Raw genomic sequence first — 18,137 nt, forward strand, 5'->3', positions numbered from 1 at the left:
CACCCTGTGGCCGCATCTGTAACTTTCACGCGTTCGAGCAGCTTGTGACTGTCCCTGATCCGAGATGCGGGCGCAGCCGAGTCATGACTCTATTTCGATCCGGTTTGTCGTCGCAGCGATTGATCCAGATCAATGTCGCTCGCCGGTTTCATCGCCGCTTTGTCGGTTTTCCAGGCGTTTGCGCAAGGGTGGTGGACAAGCCTCGATATTCAGGTTTTTCAGGGGGAGGACGAGCACCAGGGGCCTTGCATATGACATTTATCAAGGACGTCGCCGGGCTGTGGCGCAACCTCGATTGACGTTGTTGTCTGATTCTTTCGGCCCGGGTCAGCTGCGAGTGACATGAGCGCAGATGTCCCTCTCTCTGGAGACAAACATGAGCCAATATCAACACTTGTTGCTGATCATCAACCCGGCCCTGCGCCATTCTCCGGCGATAAGCCAGGCCGCCGCCCTGGCTAAAGCCAGCGGCGCGTCGCTGCATATCGCAGCGTTGATCAAATGGTGGGATTTCCTGTCGCTGCTGGAGGAAGGGGATCGGGCAAGGGCCCGTGCGGCCTATTTGCAGGACCATCACGAGTGGCTGGCAAGCCAGGCTGCCAGCCTGCGAGCCGAAGGTTTGCGGGTGACGACGGAGGTTGGTTGGTCCGAAGACATGAAACGGGAGATCCTCGATCACGTCACCGTGAACCAGCCCGACTTGCTGATCAAGGAAGTGCAGCACGAATCCTTACTCAAACGCGCTTTGTTTACCCCATTGGATTGGCAGCTGCTGCGTGATTGTCCGGTGCCGGTCTACTTGTTGGGCGCTGCTGGCCCGGGTCTGCCGCGCAAGGTCGTAGCGGCAGTCGATGTAGCTGCAAGCGAAGATGATGGGGGCGCTCTCAATGACCGGATCGTCGAACAGGCCACATCCTTCGCCACTCAGTTTGGTGCAGAGTTGCACCTGTTATATGCCTATGACGTCTCGCAAAACTATCTGGATGAAGTGGTGAACAACTGGACGGTTTCGGAACTGATGAATGCCCGGCGCCAGGAACTGCAAGCGCATTACAGCGCTTTGGCGAGGAGATTCGGTGTGATGGCCGAGCACAGGCATAGCAGGGAGGGACATCCCGTGGCGGCGATCAGTGAGTTTGCCGATGAGCACGATGTGGACGTGATTGTGATGGGCAGGGTTCAACGTCACGGGCTGGAAAAACTGCTGGGAAGTACCACCGAACATATTCTGTACCAGGTTCCCTGCAGCGTACTGGCTGTCTAGCGCAAACGCTGGTGCACCCTACAAAGTCAGCGTACCGGCCCACAAGATCCGGCCAGCGTAAATCGCGGCGGCCCAGATGATGATCAACACACCCGTTTCCAGCCCGCTGAGCGGCTTACCCTGACGCGTTTTCAGCGTGCCCAGGTAAATCAACGAGCCAGGCGCGTAGAGTAGAGCGCTGAGCAGCAGGTATTTGGGGCCGGCGGCATACAGCTGAATCAATCGGATGATTACTCCCCTGCCGGAATCGATAACGTCGCCCTCAAACCGCCCTCTGCGCGGTTTGTCAGTTCAATCCGTCCGTTCAGTCGCATCGCGATGGTGTTGACAATGGTCAACCCCAATCCGGCGCCATGCGCCGTGCCACGGCTGTAGAAACGCTCGAACAATCGCTCTCTGGCTGATTCATCGATTCCCGGCCCTTGATCGTCGACCGTCAAATGACAGAAGCCATCAGACTTGCTCAGGTGCACGGTGATCGCACCGTGTTCGGGGGAGAAATTCGCCGCGTTGGTGATCAGGTTATTCAGCGCGATATCGATGGCGGCGGGGTCGGCGAGGACATGAAACGGTTGGTCGCTGACCTCGAAGATCAATTCAAGGTGTTTGCTCAGTAACCACGGTGTCAATTGCACCAGGCTGTTGCGTACGGTTTCGCTGAGATCAATGCGTTGCAGTGGCGGCGGGTTGGGTTTGGGTTCAAGACGCGCCATGGTCAGCAGTTGGTTGACCAGCCGGCTGGTGCGGTCGACTCCGGAGATCAGAAATTCCAGCGACTCACGACGCTCCTCTTCGGTCCCGGCCTCTTGCAGATTTTGCGCATGCACCCGCAGCACCGCCAGCGGCGTGCGCATTTCGTGCGCGGCATCGGCGATGAAGCGACGCTCCCGGCCGAGCACTTCCTGAATCTGCGCGAGCATGCGATTGAGCGCTGCCTGCATTGGCTCCAGCTCACTGGGCAGGGGCGTCAGTTGCAGCGGCTCAAGTGAACCACTGTGACGGGCGCGCAGAGTCGCCGCCATGTCTGCCAGCGGCTTGAGCCCCCAGCCAATGGCCAGCCAGATCATCGCGGCGAGGATCAGGCTGCCGAGCATGTTCGGCCACAGCGTGTGGCGTACGATGCGGTCGACCAGGTCGGTGCGCACATCGTCGCGCTCGCCGACCCAGATGCGCAGGCCGTTCTGCTTGTCTTCCAGCATGAACGCTCGCCATTGCCGACCTTTCAGATCGACAATGTCGCTGAAGCCCGTTCTCGTCGGCGGCGCAGTGAAGGAGGGCGCACTGGCGGTATGTACCAGCACCTCGCCTTGCGGGTTCCACACCTGGAAGGCGATTTTGCTTTCGTAAGGATGTCCGTCAACCCGGGGCTTGGCTTCCCCGAGAGCCTGATTGAACGCCTGATACAACTGCGCGTGCTCGGTACTCGCCATCGGCATACGCATCACGCCCTGCAGCAGGCGTGCGTTCTGCGCCAATTGCGCGTCGTAGACCTCGGCGATTTCATGGTTGCTGTCATGCACGTTGAAGAGGCTGAGTACCGCCAGACCGGCCAGCAACAGGCCGATGATCAGGGTCAGCGTGCGCCGGCGGATCGAGGTCATCGACGTTCCTCCACCAGATAACCCACGCCGCGGATGGTGCGGATCAGGTCGGTGGAGAACTTCTTGCGCAGGTGATGAATGTGCACTTCGAGGGTGTTGCTTTCCGCTTCTTCGTTCCAGCCGTAGAGCAACTGGATCAATTGATCGCGGGTCATCACCCGCCCCGGCGGCGACAGCAGTTCGTGCAGCAACTGATATTCCTTGGGGGTGAGCGCGACCGGTTGGCCTTGATAACTGACCTGCTGGGTGCCGGGGTTGAGGCTGATGCCGGCGTGTTCGATCAGCGCCTGAGCGCGCCCGGCACTGCGGCGCAACAAGGCGCGCAGACGGGCTTTGAGTTCGGCGAGGTCGAACGGCTTGACCAGATAATCGTCAGCACCGGCGTCGAGTCCGGCAATTCGGTCTTCGGTGGCATCGCGCGCGGTGAGAATCAATACCGGCAGGTTCGAACCGCTGTCACGCAGACGACGCAACACTTCAAGGCCATCCATGCGCGGCAGACCGAGGTCCAGCACGGCGACATCAAACGTTTCGCTGAGCAGTGCATGCAAGGCGCTGCTGCCGTCCTTGAGCCAGTCGACGGTGTATCCCTCGCGACCCAACGCCTGATAGATGCCTTCACCCAGCGCTACGTCATCCTCGATCAGTAATAAACGCACGCGCACTCCTTTCAGTCGAGTTTCTTGTTCACGTCCACCAGCAAGGCGTCGATCTCTTTACGACGTCCGGCGTCGGCACTTTCGCGGCCCGCACGGGGTGCGGCCTGTCTGGCCTTGATCAGCGCTGCCTTGGCTTCAGCGTAGCGCTTCTGACGGTAGAGATGGTCGCCCCAGAAGTACAGACTGTCGATGCCATCAGGGTTGAGCTGCAGGGCTTGTTTGAGCAATTGCTCGGCCTTGTCGCTGTCGCCAAAGCCGATCGGCCAGCCCGGTACCCGATCGTACAATGCAGCGAGGCTGGTGTATGCCGAGCCTTGCAGGGCTTTAGGGTCAAGGGTCAGGGATTTTTCCAGGTCCGCTTTGGCGTCCTTGGCTTTGCCCAGGGCACCGAGCCCGCCCTCGGCACCGGCCCAACTGCTGGTGACGATGCCTTTCCAGATCCAGGCTTCGGCCACATTCGGACGTTGCGTGGTGAACGCGTTGGCTTCGCTGGCCAATTGCTCGAACGCCGCGGCGCGCTGCTTTTCCGCGACCTCGTATTGAATGTGCGCCCAGTTCTGCTGGATGCCGGTGAGACGTTGCTGATCAGCCGGCTCAAGTGCCCAGACACTTTGACTGAGGGCGGCAAACAGCAGGCATGTGGAGAGTTTTTTCATGGCTTTGAAGCCTCGTTGTCAGGTTTTTCACTGAGACGGCGGATCAGTGGCAATTGCTTGCGCAGGCCGCGATCCACCAGATGCGGAAGTAAGCTGTTCAAACGGACGAAAAATCGCTCTGGCCAGCCCAAATACAGATCCCGACGGTCGCCGGCAATCGCATGCATCACTGCTGACGCCACGGTCTGCGGATCGTCAACGCTGGCCTTCAGGGCATCGTTCAAGGCTTGCGCGGCGGCGCTGTTCATCGAGGTACGAGTTGCCCGGGGCGCTACATACAACACGCTGACCCGCGTGTCGGCCAGCTCGCGGCGCAACGCCTCGGAGAATCCGCGCAGGGCGAATTTGCTCGCGCAATAACTGGCGTAACCTGGGTAGCCGATCGAGCCATAGGTCGAGCCGACGTTGACCACCATCGCGCTGTCAGCCTGCTTGAGCTGCGGCAACAGCATTTTGGTCAGGCAGATTGGCGCGCTGATGTTCACCGCAAGCATCGCGTTGATGTCACTGTCATCGAGCTGTTCGAGCATGGCGAAGTGATTGACCCCGGCGGCGTTGATCAGCAGGTTGATGCCGCCGATGGCGTCGGCGGCGGCCAACACTTTGCGGCGATCGCTGAGGAAGGTCAGATCGGCGGCGACCCAGCACAGGTTCTGCGGATACCGCTCAAGCAGCGGCAACAGCGCCTCTTGATGCCGCGCCACGGCCAATACCCTGGCACCGGCGGCGCACAAGGCACTGGCGATGGCCAGGCCGATGCCGCCACTGGCACCTGTCAGCACCACGCGGGCTTCATGCAGCTGCATGTTGAGCCTCAGCATCGCGCGGCAGATCACGGAACATGTCGGTGTAGAGGCGATAGACGACTTTCGAGGCATGAATGACCGCCGCTTGATCGTCAGGGTCTTCCAGCTGATTCATCAACCGCCGATAGGTCTGCATGTGCTCGATGTCGAGCGCGCCGTGGGAGCTCAGATAGCTGAATGCCGTTTCCGGCAGCGCCAGGCGATCGCGAATGCTCCCCGCCGCGTGGGTCGCCAGGGCAATGCTGGTGCCTTCGAGCACGTTTACCATGCCGAACAGACCCACCGGATTGCCCCGGGCGATCAGATCGTAGAGAAAACTGACCATCAGCTCGATTGACAATGACGGCTGACCATCGCGCACGGCGTCGCGATCACCACCACAGGCGGCAATGTCGTTGAGTACCCACTGCTCGTGGCCGTATTCATCTTCAATGTATTCGCACACCGCTTTGCGCAGCCATTCCAGGCGCGTCGGCAGGCGTGCACCGCAAGCCATCATCAGCGGCACGGTGTGGCGCACGTGGTAGTAAGCCTGGGCAAGAAAGGCCCGATAGCTGTCGAGGCTGACCTTGCCTTGCAACGCATCGACGATGATCGGCAGGTTGAACAGCTCGTGGCGTTCGCGTTGTGTGGCTTCTTGCAGGGTGTCGAAAAAACTCATTATGCGGATTCCTCGAAAGTGGCGGATTCGGTCAGTTGCGTGTGGTACTGCGCGATGATGGCGTCGCGGCGCGGCCGGCCATTGGCGGTGAGCAGGCCGTTGGCGGCGGTGAAGGGCTGCGCCAGGCGCGTCCACTGATGCACCTGGGCGTAATCGGGCAACGCCTCGTTCGCTTCGGCGACGGCAGCGGCCAGCTCGGCATCGGTGCAGTCCGGACGATGCGGCCAGAGCAGGGCGTGGTTGTGCGGCATCGCCTCGCCATAGACGAACGCTTGAGCGATGTGGCGGCGCTGGGTCAGTTCCGACTCGACCCATTCCGGGTTGACGTTTCGCCCGTAGCTGGTGACGAATTGGTGTTTTTTGCGGCCCTTGAGATAGAGAAAACCTTCCGGATCGAACTCGCCCAGATCGCCACTCGGCCACCATTGATCGGTATAAGCCGGCTCCCCCAGATAACCGAGCAACACCGAACCCTTGATCAGCACTTCGCCGTCCTCGGCCAACCGCACCTCGATATGAGGCAGAGGGCGCCCGACGCTGCCCGGACGGCGCGCGCCGGGGCGATTGAGGCATACGACCGAGGCGCACTCGGACAAGCCGTATCCCTCGTAAACCGCTAACCCCACCCGTTGCGCGCGGTGCAGCAGATCCGCTGACACCCGCGCGCCACCGACCGCGGCGAAGAGCAAGGTTTGCGGATCGAAAGCCTTCTGTTCAGCGGCGCTGACCAGAACTTGCAGCAGCTGTGGCACGAGTATCAGGCTCTCCGGCGCACGCTTGGCCAGATAACCGAGCAGGCGCGCAACATCGATGCCGCTGGCACCTTGAATGCCGAGGGTTGTCTGGCTTGGCAGGCTCAACACCGCACCGGCGTATAGCGCGGCATAACAGCCCAGGTTCTCCAGCAGGATCGCCAAAGGCAACAGCGCCAGATGGTGCTCCGGTCCAGTGGCTGCGCTTGCCTGATCAAGCTCCCGGGCAACGCGCAAGAAGCTGTCGGCGCTCAGGCACACCCCTTTCGGCGTGCCGGTGGTCCCGGAGGTAAACGTGAGTTTCGCGGTGCCCGCCGGCATGCGACTCGGGCCATTGAACGAGCGACACCAGAATTCACCTCGTAATTCATAGCCCGCCGCCAGCAGCTCGGCTTGCAGTTGCGGCTCGGCGATCACCCGTTCGGCCTGGCTCTGCTCCAGACAATGGGCGCGCTGCGCGGCACTGAAAAACGGCGGCAGCGTTATGCAGGTCAAGCCTTCGAACAACACCGCCAGATCCCAAAGCATCGCGTCGACGCCGTTGTCCAGCGCCAGCGCGATCACCTGCACCTGCTCATCGCGCAGGCGCTCCTGGCGATACAACACCTCGGCATACAACGTGGCGTAATCTATTCTCAGCGTGTCGCCCCACAGGGCTGAGGCGTTGTCATTGCGCCGGGCATGGTCGCGCAGGGTTTCCTGGAAGCGTTGCAATTCAAGCGACATGGCAGGCTCCTTCAACGGAAGTCGGCAAACCCAGGCGAGTGAACAGGCCAATATTGCGCAGGTGAACGAATCCCGCGCGAATGTTGCCGACGTGCACCCAGGGTTTGCTTTCGTAATAACTGCCCCAGTGTTGACGCTCGTCACCCAGTCGCTGTGGATCAGCGGCGCACAATGTCACGGGCTTCAGACCCAGGCGATGGAAGCTGTTGACCAGCCCGATGTTGCCGGTGAAGGTCACCCATTCCAGGCCGCCCATGGCCAGCAGATAGGTGATGGCGATGATGCTCAGGCGCGCACTGCCGGTATCGCTGGCGGCGAGGTTGCCGACTTCGACAATGACCGTGCGATCCACTGCGCGACCGGCGGCGGCACTGATCAACGGCTCGATCGGTTCATCCAGATAGCGCTCGAGAAACAGTGCCTCCAGATGCGCTCGACGGACCCCGGCCACTGCGCACAACTGGCCATCGCTGTTGTGCATGCCGAACAGCTCGGGCATGAAATGGCGGATTTCGGCACCGTGAGCCGTGCGAAAACGCTGCTGGATAAAGGCTTCGAAGGGCGCGCGCAGCTCGTCCTCCGGCAACGCGTTTCTCAGCGTCATCGGCAACGATTCGGCCTGGCCGAAGTGCAGGGGCAGCGGGATGTTCCAGTCGAATTCGGGCATGGGCAGAACGCCTCCCTCAATGGGTTTGAGCGCAGTATCCAAGCCATTTCTTAACGAAGTCTGAAGATGAAAAACCGTTAACCGCAGCGCCGATCTTCAGACTCCCTTAAGGCTGGGCAAGCATGGTCAGCCTTGATTCAGGGCAACCGGATCGATAATTTCGAGCGAGATGATCGTCGCTCCACAACAATCACGAGGCGTTTCCTATGATTCGCGACACCGCTGTAACCCGTTATGGAAAACTCTCAATCATCCTGCATTGGCTGATGCTGGCGTTGTTCGTTGGTGTGTATGCGTGCGTCGAAATCAAAGGCTATATGCCCAAAGGCAGCGAAGCACGCGGCCTGCTGATGGGTATGCATGGGCTGTTTGGCGCAAGCATCTTCGCGTTGGTGTGGATTCGTCTGATCGGCCGCCTGACCCCGCGTCCGCCGATCATCCCCAAGCCGCCAGCGTGGCAGACCGCAATCGCGCACCTGACGCACCTGGCGCTGTATGGATTGATGATTGTCACACCGCTCCTCGCGTGGTTGATGCTCGCGGCGGGCGATAAGCCGTTTCCGTATTTCGGTTTCCATGTGCCGGCGCCGGTGGCTATTGATCCGGACCTGGCCAAACAGCTCAAGTACTGGCACGAATGGATTGGCAGTGCCGGCTACTGGCTGATCGGCCTGCACGCGCTGGCGGGGCTGTTCCACCATTACTGGGTGAAGGACAACACGTTGCAGAGGATGCTGATTGAGCGTACCCGTTCTTGAGGCAAGCATCTTGCGCTGTTCGCTGAAGGTAATGCTCGCCGTAACTGAAGCGCATGGCTGCGGTGGAGTTGAAAATCCGGAACTGCCAGCCCTCGCCGATGCCGAAACTGCATCGACAACGAGGGCAAAGCCATGACTGAAGAAAAAACCGAAGTGCCGCAAGAAGTTCCGGATCAAACCACCCCGGCGCATTCCACCGAAGAAGAGCGCGAGCGCTTGAAGGACTTCAACAAGGACGGCATCCCGCCGGGCAGTTGCTGATCAGCGGTCACCGTGGCTGCGTCACCAGTTCCCCGCTGATCGCATCCATCATCGCCGGATGCTCCTCAGCGGCCACGCGCAAATCCTCGGTGACCCGCAACTCCGCACCTGTCGGTGAATAGGTGGCTGCTGCCGTGAACGGTGCGGGGTTGGCCGGCACCGGGCGTTTGCCACGGCGCCAGAAGAAAAAGCTGACCATGCTCAGATTGACCACAGCGAAGACCCAGAACAGACCGTTGGCGCCGAACGAGTTCATCACCGGCGAGATCATCATCGGACTGATGGCCGAGCCCAGCGAGTTGATCAGCAGCAAACCCTGAATCATCGGCACCAGCGCTTCGGCCGGCGCGCGGTCGGCCGCGTGGCTGACGGCAACCGGGTACAGCGCGAACACGCCGCCACCGAGCAGAAACAGCATCGCCGCGAGCATTGTCGAAGACAGCGGCAGCAGCACAATCACCAGTGATAAGGCGGTGCACGCCACCGTCAGCAGCGTCAGCACCTGCAAGCGATCGGTGCGGTCGGACCAGCGTCCGACCGGATACTGCAGCAACATCGCGCCGAGAATCGTCCACGCCATCATGGTGCCGACTTCACCGACGTCCAGACCTCTGCGTTGCAGATACAGCGGCAACAAGGTGTAGATCGCCGCGATGGTCACCCCCGAGCCGAAACAGCCGACCAGCCCGGTCGGCGTCACGCCCAGCAGTTGCCGGGGCTTGAGCGGCTCGACCTGATCGAGCAGCGGCGACACACGCGGCAGGATCACGATCGGCAGCACCGACAGCGCAGCAAGCATGCCGGCAACCATGAACGGCGCGCTGTCGCTCATGCCGGTGATGGTCCCGAGCGTCGCCTGGCCCAAAACGCCAGCGCCATACAGGACGATCATGTACAGCGCGAGCAGGCGCCCGCGAATCTTCTCGTCACCGGCCAGCAGCAGCCAGCTCTCGATCACCAGAAACACACCCACCGTGGCCCAGCCATTGATCAGCCGCAGGACGAGCCAGCCCCAGGTGTCGTAGAACAGACCTTGCAACAGGATCGTCACCGCAATCAGCGAGGCAAAGCTCCCATAGGCACGAATGTGGCCGATGCGCAGAATCAGCCGGTCATTGAACACCGCGCCTAGCGTCAGGCCCATGAAGTAGGCCGAGGAAACAATCCCGATCATCGTCGCCGAGGCACCGGCGGCGTCCAGGCGTAGGGTGGTCAGGGAGGAAAGAAAACCGTTGCCCAGAGCAATAATGAACAGCCCGAGCAGGGGCGCCAGCGCCATGGCCAGCAAACGCGGAGACATAAAAACCTCAAGAAATGGTACAGCGCAACGTGCGCCTCTGCGCGTGCGGTTGCCAGGCTGGAACAGGTGTTGTGCAAGAGTCTGCCGATCGGGCAGGGCGGTGGCGTCGAACGACATGGCCAGCCCTGCAGATCGCGACTGTGACGAGACACGCGATGCCAGAGCGCGCGGGATTCTACGGCTTGCGCAGGATTTGCCAAGAGCTGAAGGCTGCGACGTTAGGACGCAGGCTGTTTTGAGGTTCGAGAGGAGGCTGAAAACCAATCATCGGGCTGAGCTCCGACAAGGGCCTGCATGCAAAAACTACGCAGGCCCTTGCTCGTTTCAGCGCCTAGGTATGCGAAATCAACAAATCACTGATGATGCAGATCGATCCATCCTCAGGCGGGGTGGCGTCGGTGTAGTCGATCTGGTTGTAGACGCCGCCGTGGAAATTGAACACCTGTGAGTTCCAGGTTGAGTCGAGCTGCAAATCACCTGATGTACCGACAACGCCGTTGTAGTCGACGGTGACGCGGGCCACGCCGGCAGAGTTGGCGCGAATGGTCACCTTGAATTTCGCGCCCAGCGGTACGCCCTTGAGCACCGTGGTGTTGACCGGGGTGGGCTGGTTGAAGCTCTGGCGGAAGCCCATGGTGATGTTGCCTTTCTGCCAGAACACTTTGATCACCGGGCTGTCGTCGTTTTTCACATGCATCTGCGAAATAACGACTTTCTGCGCAGAGTTGACCTTGGTCACGGTCATCTCCTGATAGTTGAGGTGGTCAGCGGCGCTGGCCAGCGACCAGTAGAACGATTCCTTCCATTCACAGCGGGTGCGGTGCGTGCTCTTGCTTGAGGCGCCTTTGGTTGGCGCGGACAGCTGCAGCGATCCGTCCGGCAGCACGGTGACGATGCTGGGAAATTGCGCAATGGCTTCGGCGCCGTTGAGCTCCAGTGCGACCGGATTGGTCGCCGAGACGGGTACCGGAGTGGAGAGGGTGAGATTGCTGATGTTTACGGCCATGGTTTGTACTCCTGACGATAAAAATCATTAGCGACCCAAGCCTTCGGTGGACTGGCACATCTGTCTGCGCGGACTTTCACCATCTCTTGGGCACAGCACCATGGCGGCGCAAGCGGCCGCCGCGAAAACACAAAGGGCAACGATTACGCCGGCAGCCTCCAGCACCGCGCCGAAAACCGGCGTGCCAGCGGTCTGACCGAGCGCCAGAAGCAGAAACGGAATGCCCAGTCCCAGGTCCGGGCGGTCCGGCAACAAACGAATGCCTTGCAGCAGATAAACGCCTGAAGAAACGATGTAGGCCGCGCCAAACAGGCACATCGCGGCGAGGCCCGATCCGGCGGAAACTGATGCGGCAGAAAGGCCCAATGTCCCGAGGGCGATCCCGGCAAGCGCCAGATGCTGCATCCGTGCGACACCGAAGCGGCCAGTGAGCACGCCGGTCATGCAGCCGCTGATTCCCGCAGCGCCCAATACCATCCACGCCCACGCAATCGCCTGATCGGAGAAACCAGCCTCACTGCGCAAAATATCGGCGCCGAATGTCCAGATCGCCGTGCTCGCCAGGCCCATCAGGAAAGCACTGGCGCACAAAGGCAGTACGCCGGGTCGACGCAGCATTGCCAGCGAGAAGTTCTGCGCGACGTCATGCTCGACCCGGCGCGGCACCGCAAACCAGAGCCAGAGCGTAACGCCGATGCCGATCAATCCGAACAGCGCGTACAGATGTCGCCACTGCCCGGCAGCCACTATCGCCGCCAAACCGGAAAAAACGATACCCGCTGCCGTTCCTGCATTGATAAATCCATTGGCCCGCGGACGTTCCGCATCAACAAGACGCGCCGCCACCGCGCTGGCCAATGGCGGCGAGGTCAGACCCGTGCTCAAACCCGCCAGCGCCACGCCGCAACCCAATGCCAACCCCGACCAAGCGATAACCACCAGGCCCATCCCCAGCGTCGCCGCTGCACCGGCAATCACCGTCAACCCGCGCGGACTGATTTTGCCATTGCAGACAAACGTCGCAACGATGCCCACACAGTAAGCGGCGAACGCACTGCCACCAATCCAGCCGGCAGCGGTCACGCTGAGGGCCAGATCCTGACGAATCTGCGGTAGCAGCAGTCCATAGGCGAAGCGCGCCAGGCCATAGGACAACGCCGTCAGCGCGAACGCTGCCGCGACAAGATTGAGGCTGCGCCGGTCAAGGCTCACGGTGAAATCGGATCGCTGGCAGGACAGGTTGTCTCGACCGCATGCTCCGGCCTGGAACAGATGCGATCGGAGTTGGAGGGGTCATTAGCCATGAGTGTCCTCGAGGATGTCTGTTGCTGGAGTGGTTACCGATTCTGATAACGGACTTGCACTGGGGTTTGATGATTTTCCAACACAGCCGATGGATGGTAGAGCAAAGGGCGAGGGCAGCTCTCGGTTGGCTTGGCGCACGTCAACCTTTGCGAGCAGGCTCGAGGGTTTTTTGCGGGTATCGAGGGGCGGGGGATGGCGCTTGGAGGGAGGCGAGATCGTGCAGAACCGCACGCCGGAAGAACTGCGCGAGCGTCAGGGAGTTTTCCGCACGCGGTGGCGGATGCAAGCGAGGGTACAAAACCGTTGAACACAGCACTACTGCGCTCCAGGTGCTGCCGGAACTCAGGTGTTGATCATTCTGCGGTCTGGCCCAGACATGGGCGTTCATGTTGTAAAGGCGATCAAAGGCTTCGTTGCGGGTCTTGCCGCCGATTTCGAAGATATCGATCTCCATGGCGTTGTCCGGCAGCCCGGTCCACGCCAGCCAGAAGGCACTGGAGCCGGCGGAATTCATCGGTTTCGCCCGGGCTTCGTAATAGCCGTACATGCCCCGTTCGTTGGTGCGCACCATCGCCGAGCTGTAATCCTTGTAGCCCAGGGCAACGTATTTTTCCGGCAAGGTCTGCTTGCGGAAGGTGATGTTCAGATTGCCGTTGCCGACCTTGGCGTTCTCCGGCAAAAACAGCGCCGGTTTGCGCCCGAGGGAATCGGTGCCGGTGGCGTTGTTGACGTGCCAGCGTTCGGCATCGAGGGCGCTGCCGTTAAATTCGTCGGACAGGCGCGTATCGAGCTTCCAGCCGCCGGCGTTGGCCTGATCCGACAGCGGCAGATCGGGCGTAACCGGGGTCGGAGTCGGCCCTAACGGGCCAACGCGGGTCCAGGCATCGGCCTGCTGCGGAATGGCGACCGCCCATTTCTGTGGCGATGTATTGAAGACCCGGGCCGACGTGTCGGCGCTGGCACGCTGCATCGACTTCAGCCCGCAGGTGCCGATCGAGCAGGGCGTGCAAGCGTTCGTGCAGTGGTATCGCGAGTTCTATCAGGTCTGATTCAGTGCAGCGTAACGGCCCTGCGACTTTTCCCGATGCGGATCCGGTCGAGGGCGCGGTTCAGCGCATCCAGCGCATCGAGCAGCGCCTTGGCCTCGGCTTCACGCCCGTCGCCCCACAGGCGTTCGGCCATTTTGTTCAAGGCCAGAATGGCGCGTTCGATGTCGGCTGCGCTGGCGGTGCTGTCAGGGGCTGGTGGTTTTTTCGGCATTCAGGGTTCCTCGGCGGTCGGCAAATCACCATACCGCCAAGGCGCCGAGCAATACAGCCAGAAGTGTCCCCGATCAGCAGCTAATGCTGTCTGGTCAGCGATTAGCCTCAGTCAACCCCGCCTCGATAAACCGCACCGAACTCTCCAGCGCCTGCTGCCCCTCGGCCAGCATGCCCGCGTAGAAATGCCAGGCGTGAAACATGCCGGGCCACACTTCAAGATTGACCCGGACGCGGTTGTCCGCCAGGTGATTGGCCAGACGCATGGCGTCACTGAGCATCAGTTCGTTTTCGCCGATCTGCACCAGAATCGGTGGCAGTCCGGTGACGTCGGCGAACACCGGCGACGCCAGCGGATGGTTGGCCAAGGTGTCGCCGAGAAAGGCTCGCGCGAGGATATCCAGCACTGGCTTGGAGTTCAGCGGATCAAGGCCTTCACGATTGCTCATGGAGGCGCCGGTGTGTTCGAGGTTGGCCCATGGCGAGATGGACGAACCCACTGCGGGCAAGGGCAAGCCTTTGGATTTTGCCGCGACCATCACGCTGACCACCATCGCGCCACCCGCCGACTCGCCAGCGAAGGCAATCTTGCTGGCGGCGATGTTCTGCTCGAGCAACCACTCATAGGCGCGCAAAGTGTCATCGATGGAGGCGGGGAATTGATGCTCGGGTGCGAGGCGGTAATCCGGCATGTACACCCGCGCGCCGAGCATTTTTGCGTAGTTGCCGCCGATGCCGTGGTAGCCGTCAGGTCGACCGACGATGTAGGCACCGCCGTGGATGTACATCAGCACCGCGTCGGTCTTGAGTTCATCCGGAGTCACCAGCGTAGCGGGCACGCCGCCCATGTCGACTGCTTCAAACCTCACGCCAGCCGGTGGTTGATTCTGCCCGAGCATTTTTGCGTAGGCATCGCGGATGTCGCTCATCTTTGTGGTGGTATCGGTGCCCTTGAGCACGGGTACCAGATCGCTGAGGCTGTTGGCCCAGGTTTGCACGGCTGCTTTTACTTCAGTGTTCATATGACCTCGATCATGCGTTGGTGATGGCTTAACTAATCGAGATGTTATGCTCATGATTGGGGAATAGGGTTCCCCATAACCGGTGCCAAGCCGCTTGAATGCCAAACCCGGAGGCCTCATGGAACTGCATAACCTGAACGACATCGCCGCCTTCGTCGCCTCGGTGGATACCGGAAGTTTTACGGCGGCTGCCAGGCAACTCGGGCTGACCCGCTCGGCCGTTGGTAAATCGATCGTGCGGCTTGAATCGCGTTTGCAGGTCCGCCTGCTCAACCGCACCACCCGCAGCCTGAGCCTGACCGACGATGGTCGGGTGCTGTATGAGCGATGTGTGGGCATCCTGCAGGATCTGGACGAGGTCGAAGATGCCTTGGCGTTCCGCCGTTCGACGCCCAGCGGCCGCTTGCGCATGAGCCTGCCGGTAGCACTGGGCCGGCTGCACGTTGTGCAGCACATCGAGCGCTGCCTGAGAGACTGGCCGTCGCTCGCCATCGACGCGACGTTTTCCGATCGGCTGGTCGACCTGATCGACGAGGGTTTCGATCTGGCGATTCGCATCGGTCCGCCCAAGGAAGACTCCGGACTACTCACGCGCACGGTGGCTTACCAGCAAATGATCACCTGTGCCTCGCCCGATTATCTGAAAGAACATCCGGCACCGCAGACACCCGAAGATCTGGCCGGGCATGCGTGCCTGCACTTCGTCAGCGGCGGCCGATTGCTGCCGTGGAATTTTCGCGTCAATGGTCAGCCTGTGCCGGTCATTCACGCCGGACGGCTGCAGATGGACAGCGCTGAAGCCTTGCATCAGGCGACTGCCGCCGGCCTCGGTATTGCGACGTTGCCATCCTATGTGGTCAACGATGACTTGCGCAGTGGCAAGCTCGTGCAGTTGCTCGCAGATTACGCCGAGGCTGCCGAGCCGATCCGGGTGATTTACCCGAGCAAGCGACACCTGTCGCCGAAGATTCGCCTGTTCATCGACAGGCTGGTGGAAGCGTGGTCGCCGGCGCCTTGGGACTGATCAGCCCGCCATAAGAGCTGTGCCGCAAATTCACAGCAGGTGTGCTTTTTCAGCTATATCCAGCCAATCTTGGCGAGCCGTACTCTTGCAAACAGTGGCGCAGAAACTTATGTGTCATCGCCACTGTAATCCGACGATGTCTGTGCTCGGCACGGATCATTTGAAGGAACAATAAAAACAATATCTGCGGGAGATGAATCCAATGAGACTCGCTCAAGAGGAAGCCGTGGCCGTGGCGGCTACCGCGAAAAGCTGGCTGAAAGCTGCCGGCATCCTGCTTTGCCTGTCCACCCCGGTCGCCGCGCTCGCGGACATCAGGATCGGTGCGCTTTATCCCCTGAGTGGATCCCTGGCGTTGCTGGGCGACGAGAGCTTCCGTGGCCTCGAACTGGCCGTCGCCGAACGAAATGCCTCGGGCGGTTTGAAGGGCGAGCCGATCAAATTGCTCAAGGCCGACGCAGTCGATGCGGGACAAGCGGTCGGTGCCGCGCGCCGGCTCACCTCTGTTGAGAACGTCACTGCTGTATTTGGCAGCTATTCCTCGGCGCTGTCATTTGCGGCCACGCAGGTGACGGAGATGGCGGGGGTGCCATTTTTCGAATTGGGTGCGGTGTCCGACCACATCACTGAGCGTGATCTGAGCTACGTGATGCGCAGCAACCCGACCGCCAGGAATTTTGCCGAAGGCACCATCACCGCCATCACGGAGATTGTCAGCCCATCGCTCAAGGTCGATCCGAAACAATTGAAGGTCGCGATCATCCACGAGGATGCGCTGTACGGTACGACCATCGCCGGGTTTCAGAAAAAAATCGCTCAGGAGCAAGGTCTGAATGTGGTCGAGGTACTACCGTATTCGGCCAAAGCGGTCGATCTCTCATCGCTGATCCTGCGTTTGAAAGGCGCCCAGGCGGATGTGGTATTGCAGACCAGTTATCAGAACGACACGACGCTGTTTTTCCGCCAGATCCGCGAAGCCGGTTTCAGGCCCAAAGCCGTTATCGGCGCCGGCGGCGGCTATTCCATGCAGGACACGGTCAAGGTCGTCGGCGCAGCCAATATGGAAGGCGTGCTCAATGTCGATTTCCCACAGTTCCAGACCAATGAAAACGGCGCTCCCGGTATCGGTGCGTTCGCCAAGGCATACAAGGATCGCTACGGCAGCGAACCGCGCTCGGGCCACAGCCTGATCAACTATGTCGGGGCGAAGATATTCCTCGATGCCATGGAAAACAGTACTTCGCTGGACGCCGATGCGATCCGTGCCTCGGTGGCAACCATCGATATTCCTCTCGGTGGCACGGCTGCCGGCATCGGTGCCAGGTTTGGCAAGAACGGCCAGAACCAGCGCGCCAATACGGCAATCATGCAGTGGCAGAACGGACTGCTGAAAACCGTTTACCCCCAGGCAGCCGCCGTTGCCCAAGCGCGTTTTTCCGACCAACCCTGATATCTGAACTCCGCAATCTGCTGAAGCTTGATCATTGAGCTTCACGGGTTCGTTCGTTCGCAAAGAGGGCGCCAACCGTGGAAATTTTCATCCAGCTCCTGTTAAACGGCTTATTGCTCGGTGGCACGTTGGCCATCATCAGCATCGGCCTGACTCTGATTTTCGGCATCGTGCGTGTGGTCAACTTCGCCCATGGCGAGTTTCTGATGATCGGCCTGTATGCCGTGTACTTGCTGAATTCGCACTTCGGCATCCACCCGTATATGGCGATCATTCCTGCGACGATCCTGTTGTTTGCCGCTGGTGCGGCAATGCAGCGTTTCATCATTCAGCCGTTGCTTGGCGCCGAGGGACATATCCAGATTTTCGCCACCGTCGGCGTCTCGATTGCCCTGATGAACGGCGCGTTGCTGATCTTCGGTGCCGACGTCATGACGGTGAAGAACATCAGCGTCGGTACCACGACCGTCAGCTTCGGCGCCTTTCGCGTCAGCAGCGGTCAGTTGATCACGTTTGTCGCGTCGCTCGCACTGGTCGCGGGGCTGCACTGGTTTTTGCAGAACACGTTTCTCGGCCGGGCCGTCCGCGCTACTGCACAGCATCGCAACGCGGCGCAACTGATGGGTGTCAACGTCAAGAACATCTATGTGTTTGCCTTCGGCCTGGGTTGCGCCTGCCTGGGCGTCGCCTCGGGACTGATCGCTCCGCAATATCCGGTCTTTCCAACCGTTGGCACTTTCTTCGTGCTGACGGCGTTTGTGATTGTGGTGCTGGGCGGCCTGGGCAGCCTGTCCGGCGCACTGATCGGTTCAATGCTGATCGGCATCGTCGACAGTCTCGCCGGTTACTACATCGCGCCGGACCTCAAGGAGGTCGTCTACTTCACGATTTTCCTGGGCATCCTGGTGTTTCGTCCGACAGGCCTTTTCGGCGCCGGTCGCGGGTCTGAGTGAGGAAAAT

Annotated in this window: 20 protein-coding genes; 6 read left to right on the forward strand and 14 right to left on the reverse strand. The window is 60.6% G+C overall.

Annotation, left to right across the window (positions count from 1 at the left end):
- The first annotated feature begins 376 nt into the window (after window positions 1-376).
- Entirely contained in the window at window positions 377-1,264 is an 888-nt protein-coding gene (locus tag FEE99_RS16770; RefSeq protein ID WP_041478758.1) for a universal stress protein, read from the forward strand.
- 18 nt (window positions 1,265-1,282) lie between these two features.
- Here FEE99_RS16770 and FEE99_RS16775 read toward each other — a convergent pair whose 3' ends face one another.
- The 8 genes from FEE99_RS16775 to FEE99_RS16810 are packed head-to-tail and all read right to left on the reverse strand — an operon-like array spanning window position 1,283 to window position 7,792.
- Complete coding sequence (locus FEE99_RS16775; protein WP_052392173.1) at window positions 1,283-1,486, reverse strand: hypothetical protein; 204 nt, start codon at window positions 1,484-1,486, stop codon at window positions 1,283-1,285.
- A gap of 8 nt (window positions 1,487-1,494) precedes the next feature.
- Window positions 1,495-2,865, reverse strand: a complete 1,371-nt coding sequence (locus FEE99_RS16780; RefSeq protein WP_041478759.1) for an ATP-binding protein — start codon at window positions 2,863-2,865, stop codon at window positions 1,495-1,497.
- Window positions 2,862-3,524 carry a response regulator gene (locus FEE99_RS16785; RefSeq protein WP_016774538.1) on the reverse strand — a complete coding sequence of 221 codons (663 nt, stop codon included), beginning with the start codon at window positions 3,522-3,524 and terminating at the stop codon, window positions 2,862-2,864. The genes FEE99_RS16780 and FEE99_RS16785 overlap by 4 nt, the downstream gene beginning before the upstream one ends.
- Window positions 3,525-3,535: 11 nt before the next feature.
- Complete coding sequence (locus FEE99_RS16790; RefSeq protein WP_041478760.1) at window positions 3,536-4,180, reverse strand: tetratricopeptide repeat protein; 645 nt, start codon at window positions 4,178-4,180, stop codon at window positions 3,536-3,538.
- Window positions 4,177-4,986, reverse strand: coding sequence for an SDR family oxidoreductase (locus tag FEE99_RS16795; protein WP_041478761.1), 810 nt, complete (start codon window positions 4,984-4,986; stop codon window positions 4,177-4,179). The genes FEE99_RS16790 and FEE99_RS16795 overlap by 4 nt, the downstream gene beginning before the upstream one ends.
- Window positions 4,973-5,647, reverse strand: a complete 675-nt coding sequence (locus tag FEE99_RS16800; RefSeq protein WP_041478762.1) for a TenA family transcriptional regulator — start codon at window positions 5,645-5,647, stop codon at window positions 4,973-4,975. Before FEE99_RS16800 ends, FEE99_RS16795 begins: the two co-directional genes overlap by 14 nt.
- A complete protein-coding gene (locus FEE99_RS16805; protein ID WP_041478763.1) occupies window positions 5,647-7,125 on the reverse strand; it encodes an AMP-binding protein in 1,479 nt (492 codons plus the stop codon). Before FEE99_RS16805 ends, FEE99_RS16800 begins: the two co-directional genes overlap by 1 nt.
- Complete coding sequence (locus FEE99_RS16810) at window positions 7,115-7,792, reverse strand: thermostable hemolysin (RefSeq protein ID WP_041478764.1); 678 nt, start codon at window positions 7,790-7,792, stop codon at window positions 7,115-7,117. The genes FEE99_RS16805 and FEE99_RS16810 overlap by 11 nt, the downstream gene beginning before the upstream one ends.
- Before the next feature lie 206 nt (window positions 7,793-7,998).
- Here FEE99_RS16810 and FEE99_RS16815 point away from each other — a divergent pair, with 206 nt between their 5' ends.
- Both FEE99_RS16815 and FEE99_RS16820 read left to right on the forward strand, forming a co-directional pair.
- Window positions 7,999-8,550 (forward strand): cytochrome b, encoded by a 552-nt coding sequence (locus FEE99_RS16815; RefSeq protein ID WP_041478765.1) that lies wholly within the window; start codon window positions 7,999-8,001, stop codon window positions 8,548-8,550.
- A gap of 132 nt (window positions 8,551-8,682) precedes the next feature.
- Complete coding sequence (locus FEE99_RS16820; RefSeq protein ID WP_024012797.1) at window positions 8,683-8,811, forward strand: hypothetical protein; 129 nt, start codon at window positions 8,683-8,685, stop codon at window positions 8,809-8,811.
- A gap of 7 nt (window positions 8,812-8,818) precedes the next feature.
- On the opposite strand, the gene FEE99_RS16825 is transcribed toward FEE99_RS16820, so the two are convergent.
- From FEE99_RS16825 to FEE99_RS16850, 6 genes are all read right to left on the reverse strand, one after another.
- Complete coding sequence (locus tag FEE99_RS16825; RefSeq protein ID WP_335340681.1) at window positions 8,819-10,177, reverse strand: MFS transporter; 1,359 nt, start codon at window positions 10,175-10,177, stop codon at window positions 8,819-8,821.
- Between the two features lie 265 nt (window positions 10,178-10,442).
- Complete coding sequence (locus FEE99_RS16830) at window positions 10,443-11,117, reverse strand: polysaccharide lyase family 7 protein (RefSeq protein WP_041478767.1); 675 nt, start codon at window positions 11,115-11,117, stop codon at window positions 10,443-10,445.
- Between the two features lie 27 nt (window positions 11,118-11,144).
- Window positions 11,145-12,329 (reverse strand): MFS transporter, encoded by a 1,185-nt coding sequence (locus tag FEE99_RS16835; RefSeq protein ID WP_041478768.1) that lies wholly within the window; start codon window positions 12,327-12,329, stop codon window positions 11,145-11,147.
- A gap of 232 nt (window positions 12,330-12,561) precedes the next feature.
- The gene (locus tag FEE99_RS16840) at window positions 12,562-13,392 is read right to left on the reverse strand and encodes a family 16 glycosylhydrolase (RefSeq protein ID WP_081932489.1); all 831 of its coding nucleotides are present in this window, start codon (window positions 13,390-13,392) and stop codon (window positions 12,562-12,564) included.
- An 80-nt stretch (window positions 13,393-13,472) separates the two neighbouring features.
- Window positions 13,473-13,682: a hypothetical protein gene (locus FEE99_RS16845; protein WP_041478769.1), complete on the reverse strand. Its 210-nt coding sequence runs from the start codon at window positions 13,680-13,682 to the stop codon at window positions 13,473-13,475.
- 94 nt (window positions 13,683-13,776) lie between these two features.
- Entirely contained in the window at window positions 13,777-14,703 is a 927-nt protein-coding gene (locus tag FEE99_RS16850; protein WP_041478770.1) for an alpha/beta hydrolase, read from the reverse strand.
- A gap of 118 nt (window positions 14,704-14,821) precedes the next feature.
- Between FEE99_RS16850 and FEE99_RS16855 the strand changes: the two genes are divergently transcribed.
- The 3 genes from FEE99_RS16855 (at window position 14,822) to FEE99_RS16865 (ending at window position 18,130) form a co-directional block, all read left to right on the forward strand.
- Entirely contained in the window at window positions 14,822-15,727 is a 906-nt protein-coding gene (locus tag FEE99_RS16855) for a LysR family transcriptional regulator (RefSeq protein WP_041478771.1), read from the forward strand.
- Between the two features lie 202 nt (window positions 15,728-15,929).
- On the forward strand, window positions 15,930-17,177 hold the full coding sequence (locus tag FEE99_RS16860) for an ABC transporter substrate-binding protein (protein ID WP_052392174.1): 1,248 nt from the start codon (window positions 15,930-15,932) through the stop codon (window positions 17,175-17,177).
- Between the two features lie 77 nt (window positions 17,178-17,254).
- Window positions 17,255-18,130 (forward strand): branched-chain amino acid ABC transporter permease, encoded by an 876-nt coding sequence (locus FEE99_RS16865; RefSeq protein ID WP_024012825.1) that lies wholly within the window; start codon window positions 17,255-17,257, stop codon window positions 18,128-18,130.
- The last annotated feature ends 7 nt before the right edge of the window (window positions 18,131-18,137 follow it).

This window comes from Pseudomonas sp. ef1, assembly GCF_007293365.2.
Taxonomy (GTDB): domain Bacteria; phylum Pseudomonadota; class Gammaproteobacteria; order Pseudomonadales; family Pseudomonadaceae; genus Aquipseudomonas; species Aquipseudomonas siliginis.